Consider the following 18,762-nt stretch of genomic DNA (forward strand, 5'->3'; position numbering starts at 1 on the left):
CATATTGCACCTCAAAAAAAATAGAACAAGCCGAACATAAGAACAACCGTCCCGACTCCTTGCCAAACTGGACTGTCCCCCCTTACCAAGGGAAAGACTACACCGCACTGGTAAACCCTTTGATAGGCACAGGAGGGCATGGGCATACTTACCCTGGTGCTACGGCTCCTTTTGGCTTGGTACAACTTAGTCCTGATACCCGCCTCACTGGTTGGGACGGTTGCTCAGGTTATCATTACAGCGACAGCCTGGTCTATGGGTTTTCGCATACCCACCTCAGCGGCACGGGTGTGTCAGACTACGGCGATGTATTGCTTATGCCCATCACGGGCAACGTGGTATACCATAATGGGGCAGATGGCAAAAAGGGTTACCGTTCGCGGTTTAGTCATCACAAAGAAAAAGCACAAGCAGGCTATTATGAAACTTACCTGGACGATTATGACATAAAAGTAGCGCTGACTGCTACTCCCAGGGTGGGCGTGCACGCCTACAGTTTTCCGGAGGGTAAGCCAGCCCATGTAATACTTGACCTGGTACACCGCGACCAAGTATTGGACGCCAGTCTAGAGGTTGTGAGCAACCGGGAGGTGCAAGGGCACCGAAGGTCTAAAGCCTGGGCAACCAACCAGCACGTATATTTTGTGATGCAGTTTTCGCAGCCTTTCAACAAGCACGAGCTTTGGGTAGACAACCAAGCCAAACCTCACAAAAAAGCCCAAAGTAAAAGCATCAAAGCTTCGTTTTCGTTTGATGAAGATATAGCTAAGCAGCCTCTGTTGGTCAAGGTGGGTATTTCGGCGGTAAGCATAGAAGGTGCCCGCAAAAACCTGGCAGCCGAAGCCCCTGATTGGAACTTTGACAAAGTACGCCAAAAGGTACAAACCGCCTGGAACCACGAATTGGCGCGCATTGCGGTCAAAGGGCGTACCCCAAAAGAACACGCCATTTTTTACACGGCAATGTACCACAGTTTTATCGCCCCTAATGTGTTCAACGATGTAGATGGGCGGTATCGGGGGCGCGATGCTCAAGTGCATCAGGCAAGCCACCCTTATTTTACTGTATTTTCGCTTTGGGATACCTACCGGGCTGCCCACCCTTTGTATACTTTGGTACAACAAAAACGCAGCAACGACTTTATCAAAACTTTTTTGTTGCAATACCAACAAGGCAACACTTTGCCTGTGTGGGAGCTGGCCGGCAACGAAACCCAGTGTATGATTGGCTACCATGCGGTGCCTGTAATTGTAGACGCCTACCTAAAAGGGATCAAAGATTATGATGTTACGCTTGCCCTACAAGCCATGCAAACCAGTGCCAACCAAGACAAATTTGGCATTGGTGCTTACCGCAAATATGGCTATATACCCGCCTCTGAAGAACCTGAATCGGTATCGAAAACCCTGGAATACGCCTACGATGATTGGTGTATTGCGATGCTGGCAAAGCAGCTGAACCAACCCAAAGTGTACAAAAACTTTATCCAAAGAGCCCAGGCTTACAAAAATATTTTTGACAAAAATACTGGTTTTATGCGTGCCAAACGCCAAAATCGTTGGTTTGCTCCCTTTCGCCCCGAAGAGGTAAACTTTAATTATACCGAAGCCAATGCCTGGCAATATAGCTTGTATGTGCCACAAGACATTAGCGGGCTCGCCCAAATGTTGGGAGGCAAAGCCCAGTTGGAGCAGTGGCTGGACGACTTATTTACGGCATCGACCGAAACTTCGGGACGACACCAGGCAGATATTACCGGGCTCATTGGGCAATATGCCCACGGCAACGAACCAAGCCATCACATGGCGTATTTGTACAACTATGTGGGTAAACCGTGGAAAACCCAGCAACGGGTTGCCCAAATCCTTCGCACCCTTTACCACAACCAACCCCACGGGCTATCGGGCAACGAAGACTGTGGTCAAATGTCTGCCTGGTATGTGCTCAGTGCTATGGGGTTTTATCCGGTTACACCTGGTTCTAACGACTATGTCATAGGCTCTCCTGTGTTTCCCGAAGCTACTCTACAGCTCGAAAACGGTCAACGCTTTACTATCAAAGCCGAGCAGGTCTCAGCCAACAATATCTACATACAATCAGCCCAGCTCAATGGCAAGGCTTACGCCAAAAACTATATCAAACACGAAGACCTCATGGCAGGAGGCGAACTGGTGTTGGTCATGGGCAACCGTCCTAACAAGGCTTGGGGCAGCCAACCCACGGCGGCTCCTGTATCCGCCATTACAGCACACCTCATCGTACCAGTACCTTATTTTGAGGGCAAACTTACTTTTGAGCGGGCAGACCATCAGATTAAGATTGCCCATCACAACCCGGCAACAAAGCTGTTTTATGCAGTGAACCCAAACAAAAACGCTGCTGTGACAAGCCTGAAGTTTGTGCCCTACCAAACCCCACTCACTATACAAACTTCTGCTACAGTGTGGGCCTTTGCCCAAAATACTCAAGGACAAACCAGCGATACGATTCACACTCGCTTTAGTAAAATACCCGCAGGCAGAACCATCAGCCTTGCCAATCAGTACGCCAATCAATATGCCGCAGGTGGCGACAAAGCCCTCATTGATTTTGTTTCAGGTGGCAAAGATTTCCGCACGGGCATGTGGCAAGGTTACCAAAAGGTAAACATAGAAGCCACTATAGACCTGGGCAAAGAAGAAAATGTAAAAACCATGGCCATTCGTTGCCTGCAAGATCAAAACTCGTGGATTTTTATGCCTACCCGTGTGGTATTTTTTACTTCGCCTGACGGCAAAAAATTTACAAAAGCAGGCGTGGTAGAAAACGATGTAAGCCCTAAAAGTGAGGGTACTATAGTCAAAACTTTTGAGGTAAAATTTGGTGAGGCAACCCGTTATATCAAGGTATTGGCTTATAACCGAGGCATTGTACCCGCCTGGCACTTGGGGGCAGGTGGTGGCGCCTGGCTTTTTGCCGATGAGATTATGGTGGAAGGGAATTAGTCAATTACGAATTACGAATTACGAATGAGTAAACCGACCGGAGGGAGCTCTGCGTAAGCTAATTACGAATGAGGGAATTACGAATTACGAATGGGCGCAAAGCAACTATGGTCTTCCATCTACCGATTTTATAACCCGCTAAAAATCAGTAACGGGCTTGAAGCACCGATATACACCGGCATCTAAGGACTTGAAGCTATAGTAGCTAACAACCCTGGACTAAATTACGAATGGGCGCAAAGCGACTATGACCTATGGGTTAAATTACAAATGGCTTTGCCATATTCGTAATTAGCGTTGAAGAGCTCCCTCTGGTAGGTTCGTAATTGACTAATTCGTAACTCTCTCATTCGTCATTACTACTCTTTTTTCTTCATAGTTTTTTGAATGCTTCCCATAATTTTGAGTAATTCATCGAAGTCATTGAGTAGTGAGATGCGTAAGTTGGGCGGGAGATAATGACTATCGCCCAATAAACGAATCCAGTAATGAGTCTCGCGCGCTTCTTTGTAAGCAATGCTCAATTTGTGCACAAAATCTTTACCCGATTGGGCGCCAATGGCTTCTTCCACATTTGCCCCTATCGAGGTACCACTCCTTACTATCTGCTGCGATAAGGTGTATTCTTGATGGGTTTCGCGCAAATACTTGTATAGTTTCACCATCCGCAAAGCAAAGTCATAGCTTTTTTGTTGAAGTACATTTTCTTTCATGATAAGGCGGTGGTTTTAATTACAAATAAGAGAATTAAGGGAATTACGAATGAGGGAATTACGAATTACGAATTGGTCAATTACGAACCTACCAGAAGGAGCTCTGCTTTAGCTAATGGGCGCAAAGCGGCTATGATCTACAGGCTAAATTACAAATGGCTTTGCCATATTCGCAATTAGCGTTGAAGAGCTCTCTTTGGTCAATTCGTAATTTAAAACGTTTCACGCACATTCGTATATTAGACCGGAGTCGCTTCGCGCACATTCGTAATTAACCAAGGTAGAGCTCCCCAAGGTCAATTCGTAATTTAAAACGTTTCACGCACATTCGTATATTAGACCGGAGTCGCTTCGCGCACATTCGTAATTCGTAATTAAACAATTCGTAATTAACCAAGGTAGAGCTCCCCAAGGTCAATTCGTAATTTAAAACGTTTCACGCACATTCGTAATTAGCTTGCGCAGAGCTCCCTCCGGTCGGTTTACTCATTCGTAATTCGTAATTGACCCATTCGTAATTAAAAGGGCTTTGCCCAATTCGTAATTAACCAACATAGCCCTACTCCACCAGTTTTCCGGCGTTGTTCACTTTGATCAGCCCTAACATGTTATTATTTTCAAATACTATAGTAGACAGCAGCAAAAAACCTTTATCGGCGGTTTGGAGCACTATTCTGCCCACGTCGTCTTTGGTACCGCCAAAAGTTTCTGTCCACACCTGGTTGCCGTCAGCATCGGTTTTTATCAAAAAGACATCTTTGCCTCCTTCTCCTTCGCTTTCGGTGCTTCCGGTAATGATGTAGCCTCCGTCATCGGTCAAACTAATGGCTTGTCCTTCGTCATTGGCGGCTCCACCAAAGGTTTTGCTCCATTGTAATATGCCTTGTTCACTTATTTTAATCAAATACACATCAGAGCCTCCGTTGCCTTCGCTTGCGGTAGTACCCACAATCACGTAGCCACCCGATACTTGCTTCATGTCTTTGCCTGTTTCACTGGCTGTACCACCAAAGAAATAGTCCCACTGGGTGTTTACAATGTCGTTGGCACGCACTACCCGAATGTCAGATGTGGCGCTGGTTGCGGTAAAAGCCGTGCCACACCATAATATATCTTTGGTAGTGGGGTCTTCCAAAATAGTGGCGGTAGAGTTTTGCAGATTGGCAAATCCGTATACCCGCTCGCGGATAATGTTGCCCTGCCCGTCGGTTTTTATTACATAAATATCTGAGCTACCGTCGTTGTTCAGCACGTTGCCCATCATCAGGTAGCCCCCTTCTTGGGTAAGCTGTACGTTGGTGGCCACTTCGTTTCGGTTGGCTTTGCCGTAGTTTTTACTCCATTGTACTTGCCCTTCACCATCAGTTTTTATGAGTACCAAACTGGTGGTATCTGCCACCAAAGTATCACCTAATACAATAAAACCACCATCAAGGGTGTTCTGAATAGATTTGCCCGAATGTCCGCCCAGGTTGCGTGTCCACAGTTCATTGCCGTTTTGATCTGCTTTTATCAAAAAAATATCTTGGGTGTTGTCAGTGCCTGCCGCAAAAGAAGTAGTCGCCCCCAAAAACACATATCCCCCATCGGTTGCGGTAACGGCTGAGTAGGCTTCATCGTTGGTGGCTCCACCAAACATTTTGATAAATAACCCTGAGGTGTCGGGGTTTACACTGGGGGTAGTTTTGCAGGCAGCTATGCCCCACAGCAAAAACAGGTATGGCAAAAATTTACGCTTCATTTTCACAAATATATTTGGCACTTTTAAATCATTGTATTTCAACGTATTACATATACTTATACTCACGCAACGGCTTTTAACTATGTTTTTTGTAAGTTACTGAAAATCAACACGATACAAAAGTATAGTTGCCTATGAACCGAATCTACAGCAGTTTGCTGTGATGAGCTCAACGGAGTTAAACAGGGTCTAGCACCGATATTCATCGGTATCTAAGGACTTGCGACTTGTCGCTTAAAGCTTGCCCCTGCAGGCGCTATCGACTATCGTATTTTTTTGGGCTTATATATAGGGTACATGTACCCCAGCGAAAAGGTAATGTTGTTGGTAGTAAAGTCGTTGTCTATGTGGCCATACTTAAACAAGAGCTCGTTTACACTGTAGCGTTGGGCAGCGTTTACGGCATTGCTCAAGCCCATGTAGTAGCGTACATCAAACACCAGGTAGCCTCTGCCTCGCTTAAGCTCTACCCCTGCCCCCAGCAAAGCCGAAATATTGAGGCGGTTGCGCATGGGGGCTACCGGAATACTGGTACCTGTCACCTCGCGTTGTACATCTACACTTACTTTGTCGCGACGCACCACTACCGCACTCGCCGCCAGCAGCACACCAGTAGATATTCCGCCAAAAACATAAGGCTTGAGATGACTGCTAAAGTTATATTTGTCGCCCAGATTATAGCGTACCCCCAAGGGTATTTCTATCCAGGTTTGGCTCTCTTCATAATTGGTAGAGGCATAGCCAAAAAGTTGATTGTTAAGGGTGTAGGTGCGCCCAGAGTAGTAGGCTTCCATAAATACCCCCAGTTTTTTTGTCAACGGAAGCTCCACCGCTCCTCCTACCTGAAAACCCAGCTTAGAGGTATAGGTTTCATTAAATGAATGAGGATCGTCTACGCCAAAGGTCTTGGTCACGTTAAAACGCATAATGTTGCCTCCTACTTTGCCGCCAAAAGCGAGCACTGGGCGCACTCTGAAGTTGCCATATAACTTTTTAAATTCGCTGGGAGCATTGTTTTTTAATCTATATTCGGGCTCCAGCCTCAGTAATTTTAGTAATATTTTTTCTGCACTTTCTTCTTCGTTCAAGTACAGGTAAGTAAGCGATAGCAAATAATAGGCTTCCATTTTTTGGTTGCGGTCAAAGTTACCTTTTCTCGCTTTTTTATCTTCAAACACATCCAGGCAATCGTCCAAGATATCGGGTACTTCATTGATCCTCCCCTCTTCGTAAGCCGCCTGCGCTTTTTTCAGCGTTTCGGCACAGTCTTTCTCAGCAGCACTTGCCACCGAAAAAAGCCCTAGTACAAGGCAAAAGGGAAGCCATGAAAACTGAGTGAGCAATCGGTGGTTGGGCATTGGTGGTGCGTAGTGGTTGACTATTCGTTTTGCATTTTTGCAAATATGATAAATCAGGTAGTTCATAGTCATGAGTGATTAATTCTTAGTTTTTGCTTGTACCTTCGGAATTACGAATTGGGCAAAGCCCTTTTAATTACGAATGGTTCAATTACGAACCGACCGGAGGGAGCTCTGCCTTGGCTAATTACGAATTGGGCAAAGCCATTTGTAATTTAGTCCGGAGTCAGTAGTCTGTAGACCATAGTGGCTTCGCGCCCATTCGTAATTTGTAATTAAAAATGCTTTGCGCCCATTAGGAATTACGAGTTTGAGAATTACGAACCGACCGGAGGGAGCTCTGCCTTGGCTAATTACGAATTGGGCAAAGCCATTTGTAATTTAGTCCGGAGTCAGTAGTCTGTAGACCATATTGGCTTCGCGCTCATTAGGAATTACGAGTTTGAGAATTACGAACCGACCGGAGGGAGCTCTGCCTTGGCTAATTACGAATTGGGCAAAGCCATTCGTAATTAAAAATGCTTCGCGCCCATTCGTAATTCGTAATTAAACAATTCGTAATTAACTACCTACTTCTTCTTCGGTGGTACCTTAAAAGTTTGCTCGTAAGGAATATCCTTTGCGACATAGCGCTTCCATTCATCCGGTTTAAAGTTATGAACCCCTTTTTGGGTGAGTACATCGCCCATAAGCGAGGGGTTGGTAGGCCATATCCGTACCAGGTTATCCCGGCAACCCGCCAACAAATAATCGCCATCGTTGCTAAAGGCAATAGACCATACCCAGTCTTCGTGGTCTTTCAAGACAATGGGGCTATTGGTAAGCTCGCGCATGTTCCAGATACGCACTGTTTTGTCAAAACTCGCCGTAGCCATTTGCGTGTCGTCTTTGTTAAATTCTATATTATTGATTTTTGCGGTGTGTCCTTCCAATTGAATAATTGGCTTTTTGTTTTGAGCTATTTTGGTCAAGTCCCAAATACGTACAATCCCCAATACATCGCCTGCTACCAGGTAACGTCCACTATTGCTAAAAGCGACTGCGTGCATGCCTACGGTGTTTTTAAACAATACTGATTGTTGATTATTATTTTTGCGGTCAATCAACACCAATTCGCCATTGTTTTGCCCTACTGCCATATAGTGGCTCTCGGCATTGGGTTTGTGGTGCACCGCCAACCCGTTTACTTTAGAGGTGAGTTGGGTAATCTCAGTAGCTTTTTTAAAGTCCGATAAATAAATCTTTTGATCCGAAGTATGAATAATCAACCCTCGGTTATCGGGGGTAAAGGCCAGGTTCCATACTTTGGTACCGCTTTTAAGGGCTATATTTTTTTTAGAAAACCTACCATTGCGTTGAATAGTAAAAAGTTGTACCCGACGGTCGTCACCTCCACAAGCCAGGTATTTGCCATCACGACTTACTACCAGGGCTCGCTTGATATACCCACCCGACACCAACACTTTAGGTGGGTCTTTGGGTTTTTGCAGGTTCCAGCGCAATACTTTGCCATCGCTGCCTGCCGAGTATACCACTTGCCCGCTGTTGGCATACGATGGGGCAATCATGCGCACTGCGTCGCTGTGCCCTGCCAATTGGTTATAGTTTTCGCCTTCAAACCTTTTGATGGCATAGTACAGCCCGTTGTAAATATCGGGTTGATAAAAATCGCCTCCGTATTTTTTATTGAACTGATACGCTTTTTGGGCATTGTTTGCCTGAATGCGTCGGTCAGAGTATTGGGTGGACTTAATAGCCATTGATTGGGCAATAGACAGCATGCGCAGGTTAAAAGCCTTTTTGTTCGCTTCGGTGGCTTCTTTCTCTTTTTGCGTGGCAATACGGGTTTTGTCTTCCGCTATTTTGGTTTGTTTTTTTGCTTCTTTTTCATTTTTCAAGGCAATTTGCTTTTGCTCGTTTGCCTCTTTTTCTTTTTGTTCCGCCACCACTCTTAGTTCGTCTGCCTTTTTCTTCTCTTCTTGGGCATGCTTTTTTTCTTGTTGGGCGTGCTTTTTTTCTTCTTCCGCATTTCGCTTTTCCTTTTCGGCAAGGCGTTCGTTTGTCAGGGCTTCTTTTTCCCTTTTCAGGGCAATTTTTCTTTGTTTATCTGCTTCTTTAGAGTTTTTCTTGGCAATCACCGCTTGCTTGGTGGCGGCTTCTTTTTGGCGCTCAGCCTCTACCGATTGCGAAATAGCATATACCAAAAACCCAATACTAATCACAGTAGCGGTACCCATAAACAAGGCAGTAACCCGTGCCCGTCGCAACGCCTTTTTTTGCTGAAGCTCTTTTATTTTTTGCTCTGTCTCAAACTCCTTCTGGCTATAGTCTAAAAAAACCATCGCCCGCTCAAAGGCAGGGTCGTAGCGTTGTGCCCAAGCAAGGGTAGGTTTGTGCTTTTCGCGCCAGTTGAGCGCCAACTGCAAATCGGGCGGACGCCACAAGCCCGACTTACCCACTTGATACATCGCTGAGGCTTCTGACAAACGCATATACATTTGCACCGCTTCACCCTCATCTTCTACCCAGGCTTTTAGGCGTACCCAAATACGCATCAGACTTTCGTGCGAAATATCTATCACTGAACCATTATCCAGCGGAATACCTGCGGGGGGCATCAATAATGAACGCCCTGGCTGGCGAAACTTTTCTACAATTCTTATCACAGTGCCTTCGCTGGCACTGGCAATGGCCACAACCTCTCCCAAACGGGTAGGGCGGCGTACTCCATTGGCACTCTCACCTCCTTTTTCGGTCAGCGCCTTAAACATTACCTCGCATACCTTGCGTTCTTCATCGGTCAATTCATCGTAGGCTTCGTCAGCGTGCTGCGATAGCGCCGACTTCATGGTACCTATGGCCTCGTAATGCTCTATATCTAGTGGAGCATCAGCTGTAGTACGGTTATCTGTCCAATAGTCCCAGGTACGCATCAGCGAATGCTGCATAATGGGCAATTGGTCGGGGTTGTCGCCTACATCATTCAGTAGTTTTTGTACCAACCGGGGGGTCATCATACCACCACCCACCAGCACCGGCCCGGTAATGGCCATTTGTTTTTGCTTGCGGGTCATTTGGGGAATCATGTAATAACTCTGATTGATGGATTCGGTCAGTTCGGGAAATGCGGCACAGTCGCCAATGAAATCTGACCGCATGGTAATGATCAGATAAATGGGGGCATTGGTGGTTTTGATGACTTCCATCAATAGGTTAACAAAAGCCAATGACTCATTGAGTGAGTCTTTATTTTCTTCGTTTTTTTTAAACCGGAAAAGTTCTTCAAATTGGTCAATCAATATCAGTACGTTGCGTCCCTTAAACTCTTTGGTTTGCTGTACTGCTTCTACCAAACCAAGCGAGCTACTTCGCAAAAGAGTCGAAGTGATGGCTTTTTTGATTTGCTTGTTTTCCTTGTCGTAAGATTGATAAGTATTGTCGTGTTTGAGTAAAGCATCTGCCAGATTGTCTATAGGCCCTGCACCTGGTCGGCTCACTACCACGCTCCAGTTAGAGGTGCGGTCGGTCATAAACCCTCCATATAAAATAGGGATGACCCCGCAATATATAAACGAAGACTTACCACTACCCGAAGGACCTACTACGGCAACAAATCGGTTTTCGGCAAGTTTGAGCAATACTTCGTCGCTTTGCCCCTCTCGTCCGAAAAACAAATAGCTTTCGTCTACCGAGAAAGGGCGAAGACCTGGAAAAGGGTTAATAATAGTATTAATCCCTGCATACTCATCCTGTAAGATGTTGTCTTCCATGATGGTAAATGTGTTTTAATTTAGTCAATAGTCGGGAGTCCATAGTCGGGAGCTTCTACAGCTTCAAGTCCTTAGAATTCTACGATATGCGTCAGCATTGTCGACTGTGGTTTGTACTATACCAAAGACTCAGCAAGCTGCAAAAGCTATCGTCTCCCAACTCCCGACTATGGACTAATTTTTAGTTCGTTAACTTTGATTGTTTTGTACTGCCTGATTTAGAATGTTTTGAAAAGTAAATTCTGCCGAAAAATCGTTCAGGTCTATGTTTTCTACCTTTCTAACATTATAAGTCTTCAGGTCGTCTTTTGTAATGTTGTGGTAGTCATTAATTGCCAACAAAATTTTTGCCCGCATGGGACGCTCTCTGCCAAAACCGGGGGCTTTTACTAAGTCTTTGAGTTTTACCTTTACCCATTGTTCGTCTGCTTTTTCGGCAAGCACTAGGGCAACATCACAATACTTGAGTCCTTCTATGTGTTGTTGGCGTACTTCCAGTATCGACCCCATCAGCATGGGGGTAATGACATAAAAACCCTGGGCTTGCAGGTGTTCCATCAACAACAAAGCAGGTTGGGTGTCTACTCTATCAAATATAAGATACACTTGTAATTTATTCGTACTGGTTTTAGGCGCATGGTCGCGCTCTTGCATCTGTACAGGGCTGTCAGTCAGGCTTTTGCGAATGGTGGTTTTGAAATCTTCCAAAGGAATTTGCAAAATTTCGGCATTGGATAGCCCCTGAGCATCTTCACGTAAGTTTTCTATAAATTGTTGTTGTCGTTCGCTGGCTTCTACCAATGAAGGAGGCAACCAAATCAAGCGCGAAAACTTTTCAGTGCCTTCGCTTTGCTGTTGGCTGTACTCCGAAGCAAGTTTGTTTTGCAGCTCTATTACCGACACATCCCCCCCTTTGACGTTTTCACCATACTCGCGCCCTATCAAATGAATAGAAATCAACGAACGCTTAAGGTCTGTCAGTACTGCCTGTTCCAACTTTTCAACGTCGTTGGGCAGAGTATAGTTGGGCAATACCTGATAACCGTGTCTTTGCAACTCCCGCTTGATAATGGTACGCTGTATAGTCAATTCCTGGCTGGTTTCGGCAAGGTATACTGTGCGTGTGCTGTCTCCCTCTCCTACGATCCCCTCCAGCAGTTGGTCATCAGTCTTAGTAGCTTGTTTTTTATCAAACCGGGTCAATACGTGGTAAATATCATAGGCAAGGTCTACGAGGGAAGTCCAATAGTTTTTTTCGGCAATGCTGCTAAAAAAATCTTCAAATTCTTGCTCTTCTCCAGTTTCGCGGTTGAGATAAAACAAATTATAGTTCAACAAAGGCTTAAGCAACAAAGGTTGGCTGTCGTAAGCTACCGGATACTTTACTACTTTAAAGCAACGTTTGTCAGGGGCAGGCAAATCGGGTTGATTTTGGGCAACTTCAAAAAAAGTATTGATTACTTTTTCCTGGATGGGCGCCTGCACATACTCAGGCGATACAATGGTTACCAATACCTTGGTTTGGTTCAACACATTGAGTGAGGTGGAGTCTTGTAAAAGCTGACTATCGAGCAAGGCTATTTTTGGGTGCTCCTGTAGCAATTGGCTCAATACCATATTCAAAAAACGCTTGAAACTCGACACCCACCCTGTTTGTTGCTCGCTGTCAACCTGATCATCTTTTTCTACATAATTAATAAGAATGTCGTGTGTCATATTATTTGTAATGGCGGTTCTTTCAAGTGCTTAAAGTAAAATTTAAACGTACGCTCAGTGAAAAGTAACAAAGGCAATAATGAAACCAAAATGTACACTAAGATTAAAGTGGTTTTAGGATTTACAGGATTGATTAATGTTGGTATTCAAGCAATTAGTCAAAATCCATCCTCAAAACCATTTTTGTATTAAATGTAATTACAAATCAATTTCAAATAATGGCTCTTCTATGTCAAGCGACTTGTAATCAAACGCTACATTTACATTATGAATAAACCCACGTACCAACTCAGGATAGGTACTCATTCGGGCAAAAAACTCGTGTTGATCTATTGCATACAACAATGAGTCTTCAGAGGCGATTGCTTCATCGTAGGTTTTGCTTGCGTCCATCATCAACAAGCTACCAAAGGTGGCGGCCTCGTTCAGGTTTACCTCTTTACCTTCAGCATTGTGCGTATGCAGGTTACCTTTTGCCAATATAAACAAACATTTTTGTGCTTCCTCGTTATTCAATATCAGTTTTTCTCCCTTAGGTAAACTTTGGGGTTGTATAATGTCAGATATTTCGGCAAGAATATCTCCTGGTACCCCATTAAACAATGCCACTTTTTTTAGAAATAATACCCGGTTATACAGTAGCTCTTCTGCAATGTCAGTATTTTCCTGCAAAACAATTTTCCCTAGTTTTTCTTCGAGTTGCTCTTTTATATCCACGTGCAATCGTGGGCTTACCCTGTCAAACAAAGGCTTGTCTAACTGATACAGTGCCCAGGCAGCCGTTTCCCGCAATAAGTTGTCTTTGTGAAAAAGATTGGCCACCAGCTCCTGTTTTTCGTCGAGATTTTCTAGGTGTGCCAAAGCAAACATAGCACAAGCCCTGGTCCAACGGTTGGTATACCTATAGTCTCTTGTAATCAAGTGTTTAAGTACTTCTGTATGATCAAAGGTAATGCGTGGAAAGTAATTTTGTAATTTGGCAATTTTTTGCGTTACTGGAATATCTTCCAGCAATGGGAATAAAATAGGCTTTAGGTTTTCGTCTAAAAACATATCCAACAATTCTATGGCAAACAATTTACCTTCAGTTTCTTCACTGTCCAGGCTTTGTTGTACCAATTCTATCGACTGGCTATCGTATATTAATGACAGTAACCTAAAAATACTGTTAAAGTTATACCTTATTTCTTCTTTGAGCGAGGCGCGCAACTCTACTGTTTCATCTCTTTTGTCTACCTCCAGCATTGCCGCCAGGTCCCAGGCAGCGTCACCAATTTCTATTTCAAGAATGTTAATAATTGCGGGCACACGCTCTTCGGGTACTTCGGCATTGCAATAACTCAGCGAAAGTAATACTTGATCTATAATGTCTTGCGCTGGATGGTTTATCTTGTTCCAGAGCAGTTCTATAGAGCTTTTGCTGCCAATATGTCCATAAATCTGCACAATCTTAATCATTACCAGTTCGCTTTGCCCCGACTTGTAAAAGGCGTGTTCGAGTACTGGCAAAATACGGTCGCCACACTCTACCAATGATGCCGCCGCCATATTGCCATATTCAGGCGATGCCAACAGGTCTATGAGCACCGTCCAGCTCACCGAGCGCTGCACCTTGCGTGCCGTAATAATGGCTTCCATCTTTACCAGTGGCACATAATCTTTGAGTAGCTGAATCAAATACCGGGTGGTTTCTTCGTGGTCATAAATCCTCATGAGCTTTGCTGCCATTACCCGGTCGCCCGTTTTCTTTGACTTTGCCAACTTGATTACTTCTTCGTGGTGAATGTTTTCGGTAGCTACTGTAGTGTAGTCCTTGCGGAGATTGAACCTTGCCGAAGGGCGATCGGTAGCTGATGGGCTACTGGTAGACAAAAATGTAGTTTCGGACACCAAACGACTGTCTATGGTAGAAGCTTCCAGGTTTTTTACCTTGGCAGATACAAAATTTCTAAGCTTTCGATTAGCAGAGGCTTCCAGTTTTTTGAGTGATCTTTCGAACAACACCGGTTCTGTTTTTTCCATAAACTTAAGAATGAAAATTACTTTTTCGGGGTGGTCACTTTCCAACTCTTTCTCTAGTATAATTCCAATGGCGTCCGCACTTTGCAAACTGCTCATGTCATTGGTTTGCTGGGTTTTTTCGAGGGTAGCGCGCAAACTTTCCTGGTATTTGGTGTGCATTTTTATAATGATATATATCCAGGCACCAATGATCAATAATAAGATGTAAGAAAACGAAAGAAGATTGAAAAACTTGGCTTTGTCAATCGCCAACATCAGCAAACCTGCAATCATACCTGCAGTTACCTTGACAATACCATCCAAGCGCGTCATAACAATCAATCGAATGGATTTGTCGATAGGAAACAGAAAAAACTTAAAGGTAGGTTCATCAAAGGCATCTTTGAGCGCCGAAAAGAACAAACTACTCAACGCCACTGCCATAAAAAAGAAGATAAAATTGTTGTCTCCACCAGGAGTAAAGCCAAAAAATGACCCCGCCAGCACAGTGAGTACGGTAAACAAGATCAACAAGAGGGCATTGATTAATAAAGTAATTTTTAAGCCATAATTTTCTACCAGCCAATCGCCCACAAAAGTTTGTGCCAACATACTAAACACCAGCGTAATGCCCTGAAAGACCCCAATAAAGTTTACCAAATCTTTTTCTCGGGGAAACTGCTTGGTGGCAGTGTTCAGAAACGAATAATCTATAAAGTTTCCGGCAATGGTTACAATCATTACAAAGCCAATCAACCAGATAATGTAGTTATCTTTAAACATTTGTGGAATAGACAGCTTTCCGGTGGTTTTTTCGTGCGCTTCCATACGCACAAAGTTGATGGCGGGGGAGTTGCGCACTAACAAAATATGGACAAAAATAAGCAGTCCGGTACTGGCAAAACTGATCTCAAGCAGGTCTATGGTTTCCATCAAAGAGTTGGCAATGGGGATTACTCCAAAAAAAGCCACCAATGTAGCCAATCCTTTGCCTATGTCTACGCCCCCTACAATGCGTTTTTGCTGTTTCAGGTCAAAAATACGGGCAATCATACCCCAGAAAATCAACAGCACCAAGGCCTCGAAAGGTACCATGAGCATAAAACCAAAAAACACCAGTTTGGCTCTCATATCCTTGTCAGGAATAAGCCCATAGCCCAGCCTTAAACTAAAAATAGAGAGGGTAATAATAATAAGCACCACAAGCGATAAACGGGCGTAGGGGCGTACCCGCTGGTAGTGAGAAAACAAAGAGGTGATCACAATACCTACAATTCCTTGTCCTACCATAGCCAGGGGCAAGTCGGTGGCTTCGTCAAAGGCAGTGACAAACAAGGCACTCATACTGGTATTGTAGGTTGCCAAAAAAATACCTATACAGAAACCCATCAGGAGGAGGAGGAGTACCTGAATAAATTCACTGTCTTCTATGTTTAATAATTTAAGAAGAACCTTTCTCATAGTTCGCTTATGCCTCTCCAGGGCTTGTGCCATACAAAGAGAGGGGTCGTATTAAAGTTGTTTCGAATAAAATAATGCCTGAGACTATAGTAAGTAATTGCAGGCACACTTGTAATGTAAGTTTTGGCTTGATTTATTAAAAATAGTCAATAAATTCAGTTCCTACAACAATCCCCAGGCTTTGTTTGACATGACCAGTTTTATATTGAATGAGGGAGAAAAAATTACGCCAGTTTTGTGGTTTTTAAATTGTTTTATATTCAATAGTCCATAGCATTTAGTCCGTAGTCCATAGCGGATTCGAGTAAATGTTTACCCTATGAATCATTGTAAACCAATGGCGTATATTAAATTTGTGTACTTGCTTTATTTTTCAAAGGGTTTCAGGTTTACGCCTAAACACGTAATTAAATAGTTTTTAAACTTATAACCATTTGATAACCGAGCAACGGGAGCTCAACGAAGGTAATCAGTAATCAACTTTGACTAAAATCACTGCGGAGTATTGATACTTCAACAAAAATGTTTTTGGGGACAGATTTTGACCAATTGTCTGAATACCAACATTAATCAACCCAAGGCTCAATGCTTCTCAAGTATTGCCGCTCCTGTTTTACACCTGCCAGGTTTTTTAGTATGGACAATTAAAATTTGATATTTCCGTCAAGCATTTTAAAACCTATAACAAAGATAAATATCCATACCTGCCAGGTTTTGAAAACCTGGCAGGTATAAAAAGCTGTTTTATTAAAAGTCTACCAACTGCACTATAAAACCTGGCTGGTGTAAGCAAAAGCGCTCAACTCATGCTATAGGCCCGCCATTATCTCGCGAAAACTGCTCAAACCGGCTTCAATATTTTCTACAATTTCTTGCGCCAACACATCAGGGTCGGGCAAGTTGTCGAGGTCGGCAAGGCTTTGGTCTTTGAGCCAAAAAATATCTAAATTGGTTTTGTCGCGTGCCATGAGCTCCTCATAGCCAAATTTGCGCCAGCGCCCTTCGGGGTTTGCCTCACTCCAGGTCTCCTGGCGCTTGTGGCGACTGCCGGGATTATACAATTTGACAAACGCTTGCAAATCTGCGAGTCGCAGCGGTTTCTTTCTGAGGGTATGGTGCACATTGGTGCGATAGTCGTATACCCACACCTCTTGAGTCCAGGGGGTTTTGGCGGCGGCTTTGTTGTCAAAAAACAACACGTTTGCCTTTACCCCATTGGCATAAAAAATACCCGTAGGCAAACGCAAAATGGTGTGTAGTTCGGTGGTTTTGAGCAATTCTTTGCGCACGGTTTCACCCGCGCCCCCTTCAAACAACACGTTGTCGGGCAACACCACCGCCGCCTCGCCGTTTACTTTGAGCAACGATTTGATGTGTTGCAAAACGTTGAGTTGTTTGTTCGACGTAGTTGCCCAAAAGTCCTGGCGGTTGTAGCTCAGGTCTTGGCGTTCTTGCTCGCCGTCTTCGTTGGTAATGGTCATACTACTTTTTTTGCCGAAAGGCGGATTTGCCAACACGTAGTCGTGGCGCTGGCTGCCTTGGGCAATGAGGGCATCGGCAGACGAAATCAACGAAGCGCCATCAATCTCGCCAATGTTGTGCAAAAACATATTCATGAGGCACATGCGGCGGGTGCTTGCCACTATTTCGTTGCCATAAAAAGTCTCTTTTTTCAAAAACTTCTTTTCGTCACGGTCTAGCTCGTGGTTGTCTACAATATAATCGTAAGCCGCCAAGAAAAAGCCGCCCGTACCGCACGAAGGGTCCACAATGGTTTTGTTGGGTTGGGGTTGCACACAAGCCACCATTGCCTGAATAAGCGCCCTTGGCGTAAAGTATTGCCCTGCGCCGCTCTTCACGTCACTGGCGTTTTTTTCCAACAAGCCCTCGTATATTTTACCCTTGAGGTCAGCGCCCATCGAGCTCCAGTCTTCGCGGTTGATCATGTCTATGATCTTCAACAACTTGGCGGGGTCTTGCACCTTGTTTTGGGCTTTGGTAAAAATCTGCCCCAATATGCCCTTTTCACTGCCCAGGCTGCGCAACATTTGGGTATAAAACGCCTCTAGAGCCGCCCCTTTTTTGCTGCGGAGGTTTTGCCAACTGCATTGCTCGCCGTTGGGCAGTTCGTTGCCGTTGATGTCTTTCAGGCGCGGAAAGTCTACCCTACCCGATTCTTCTGCCATTTTCAAAAACAGCAAATAGGTAATTTGCTCCAAATAATCGCCATAACCCACCCCATCGTCGCGGAGCACGTCGGCAAAATTCCATACTTTAGATACTATACTTGCTTCTGTCATTATTGTGTGATGTATACTTTAAAATTCATTGGTCTAAACTCGGCACGCTGGTGCAGGTCTTTGATAATAAAAAAGTCGGCGGAGTTGGTGGCTTCGTCGTAATTATACAAGCGATACACCCAATATTGTTGGGGGTGCAAGCGGGCAAAAGCTACCTCGTGGGCGCTCATAAAAAAAGGCGCTTCCGCAGATTGGGTAGTGGTTTTTACTTCTATGTATACCTCCTTGCCTTCTTTGTCAAACGACAATATATCGTAGCCTTCGCCATCGGCTTTTTTTTCCACCTTTTTGGCACTTTTCTTTTGATTATTTTGCTTGAGTCTTTCTCGCTCCCACAAAAGCACCAAAGCTTCGCCCGCGTCGCCTAGCTCTTTCTTCGCTTTTGCTTCTGCCACATGGTCTTTAGCAGGTTGTGGGGCAAAACTAGGCACAGCATCGGCAGGTGGAGGCGCTGCAAACTGGGCAGGAGGCACTTGCTCACGGAGTCGGTTTTGGGCAAGCAAGGCAATCATTTGCTCATAATGTTTAAAGTTATCGATGATACATTGGCGACTTTCTTCTACCAATTTGTCCCAATCATAGCCCGACAAATTGTTTACCTCCAATCGGTTTATCTCTATTTTGTGGGTTTGCATATAGTTCTCCAGTGCCTCTTTGTGTTTTTCGGTGAGCAAATCGCCCGCATATTTGTAGTCAACATTGCAATATACCTCTATCG

Annotated in this window: 9 protein-coding genes; 1 reads left to right on the plus strand and 8 read right to left on the minus strand. The window is 44.5% G+C overall.

Translation table 11 applies throughout. From position 1 onward, the window contains the following. On the plus strand, positions 1 to 2,984 hold a 2,984-nt coding region (locus M23134_RS35990; RefSeq protein ID WP_157558819.1), incomplete at its 5' end, for a GH92 family glycosyl hydrolase. A 359-nt stretch (positions 2,985 to 3,343) separates the two neighbouring features. Here M23134_RS35990 and M23134_RS35995 read toward each other — a convergent pair. The 8 genes from M23134_RS35995 to M23134_RS39480 form a co-directional block, all read right to left on the minus strand. Then, positions 3,344 to 3,697: a four helix bundle protein gene (locus tag M23134_RS35995; protein ID WP_002705609.1), complete on the minus strand. Its 354-nt coding sequence runs from the start codon at positions 3,695 to 3,697 to the stop codon at positions 3,344 to 3,346. 559 nt (positions 3,698 to 4,256) lie between these two features. After that, positions 4,257 to 5,438, minus strand: coding sequence for a hypothetical protein (locus M23134_RS36000; RefSeq protein ID WP_045115017.1), 1,182 nt, complete (start codon positions 5,436 to 5,438; stop codon positions 4,257 to 4,259). 263 nt (positions 5,439 to 5,701) lie between these two features. Further along, a complete protein-coding gene (locus tag M23134_RS36005; RefSeq protein ID WP_157558820.1) occupies positions 5,702 to 6,862 on the minus strand; it encodes a porin family protein in 1,161 nt (386 codons plus the stop codon). 503 nt (positions 6,863 to 7,365) lie between these two features. Next, positions 7,366 to 10,566 (minus strand): WD40 repeat domain-containing protein, encoded by a 3,201-nt coding sequence (locus M23134_RS36010; RefSeq protein ID WP_002705617.1) that lies wholly within the window; start codon positions 10,564 to 10,566, stop codon positions 7,366 to 7,368. A 189-nt stretch (positions 10,567 to 10,755) separates the two neighbouring features. Beyond that, complete coding sequence (locus M23134_RS36015) at positions 10,756 to 12,282, minus strand: hypothetical protein (protein WP_002705618.1); 1,527 nt, start codon at positions 12,280 to 12,282, stop codon at positions 10,756 to 10,758. Between the two features lie 198 nt (positions 12,283 to 12,480). Further along, positions 12,481 to 15,744, minus strand: a complete 3,264-nt coding sequence (locus M23134_RS36020; protein WP_157558821.1) for a cyclic nucleotide-binding domain-containing protein — start codon at positions 15,742 to 15,744, stop codon at positions 12,481 to 12,483. An 809-nt stretch (positions 15,745 to 16,553) separates the two neighbouring features. Further along, the gene (locus tag M23134_RS36025; RefSeq protein WP_002705621.1) at positions 16,554 to 18,044 is read right to left on the minus strand and encodes a type I restriction-modification system subunit M; all 1,491 of its coding nucleotides are present in this window, start codon (positions 18,042 to 18,044) and stop codon (positions 16,554 to 16,556) included. Beyond that, on the minus strand, positions 18,044 to 18,762 hold a 719-nt coding region (locus M23134_RS39480; RefSeq protein WP_002705622.1), incomplete at its 5' end, for a DUF3883 domain-containing protein. The genes M23134_RS39480 and M23134_RS36025, both read right to left, overlap by 1 nt.

It is taken from the genome of Microscilla marina ATCC 23134, assembly GCF_000169175.1.
GTDB classification, from domain to species: domain Bacteria; phylum Bacteroidota; class Bacteroidia; order Cytophagales; family Microscillaceae; genus Microscilla; species Microscilla marina.

Bases quoted from the DNA above. Each gene is read 5' to 3' on its own strand.
- M23134_RS36000 (WP_045115017.1), bottom strand. From the start codon at position 5,438: ATGAAGCGTAAATTTTTGCCATACCTGTTTTTGCTGTGGGGCATAGCT.
- M23134_RS35995 (WP_002705609.1), bottom strand. From the start codon at position 3,697: ATGAAAGAAAATGTACTTCAACAAAAAAGCTATGACTTTGCTTTGCGG.
- M23134_RS36010 (WP_002705617.1), bottom strand. From the start codon at position 10,566: ATGGAAGACAACATCTTACAGGATGAGTATGCAGGGATTAATACTATT.
- M23134_RS36020 (WP_157558821.1), bottom strand. From the start codon at position 15,744: ATGAGAAAGGTTCTTCTTAAATTATTAAACATAGAAGACAGTGAATTT.
- M23134_RS36025 (WP_002705621.1), bottom strand. From the start codon at position 18,044: ATGACAGAAGCAAGTATAGTATCTAAAGTATGGAATTTTGCCGACGTG.
- M23134_RS36015 (WP_002705618.1), bottom strand. From the start codon at position 12,282: ATGACACACGACATTCTTATTAATTATGTAGAAAAAGATGATCAGGTT.
- M23134_RS36005 (WP_157558820.1), bottom strand. From the start codon at position 6,862: ATGAACTACCTGATTTATCATATTTGCAAAAATGCAAAACGAATAGTC.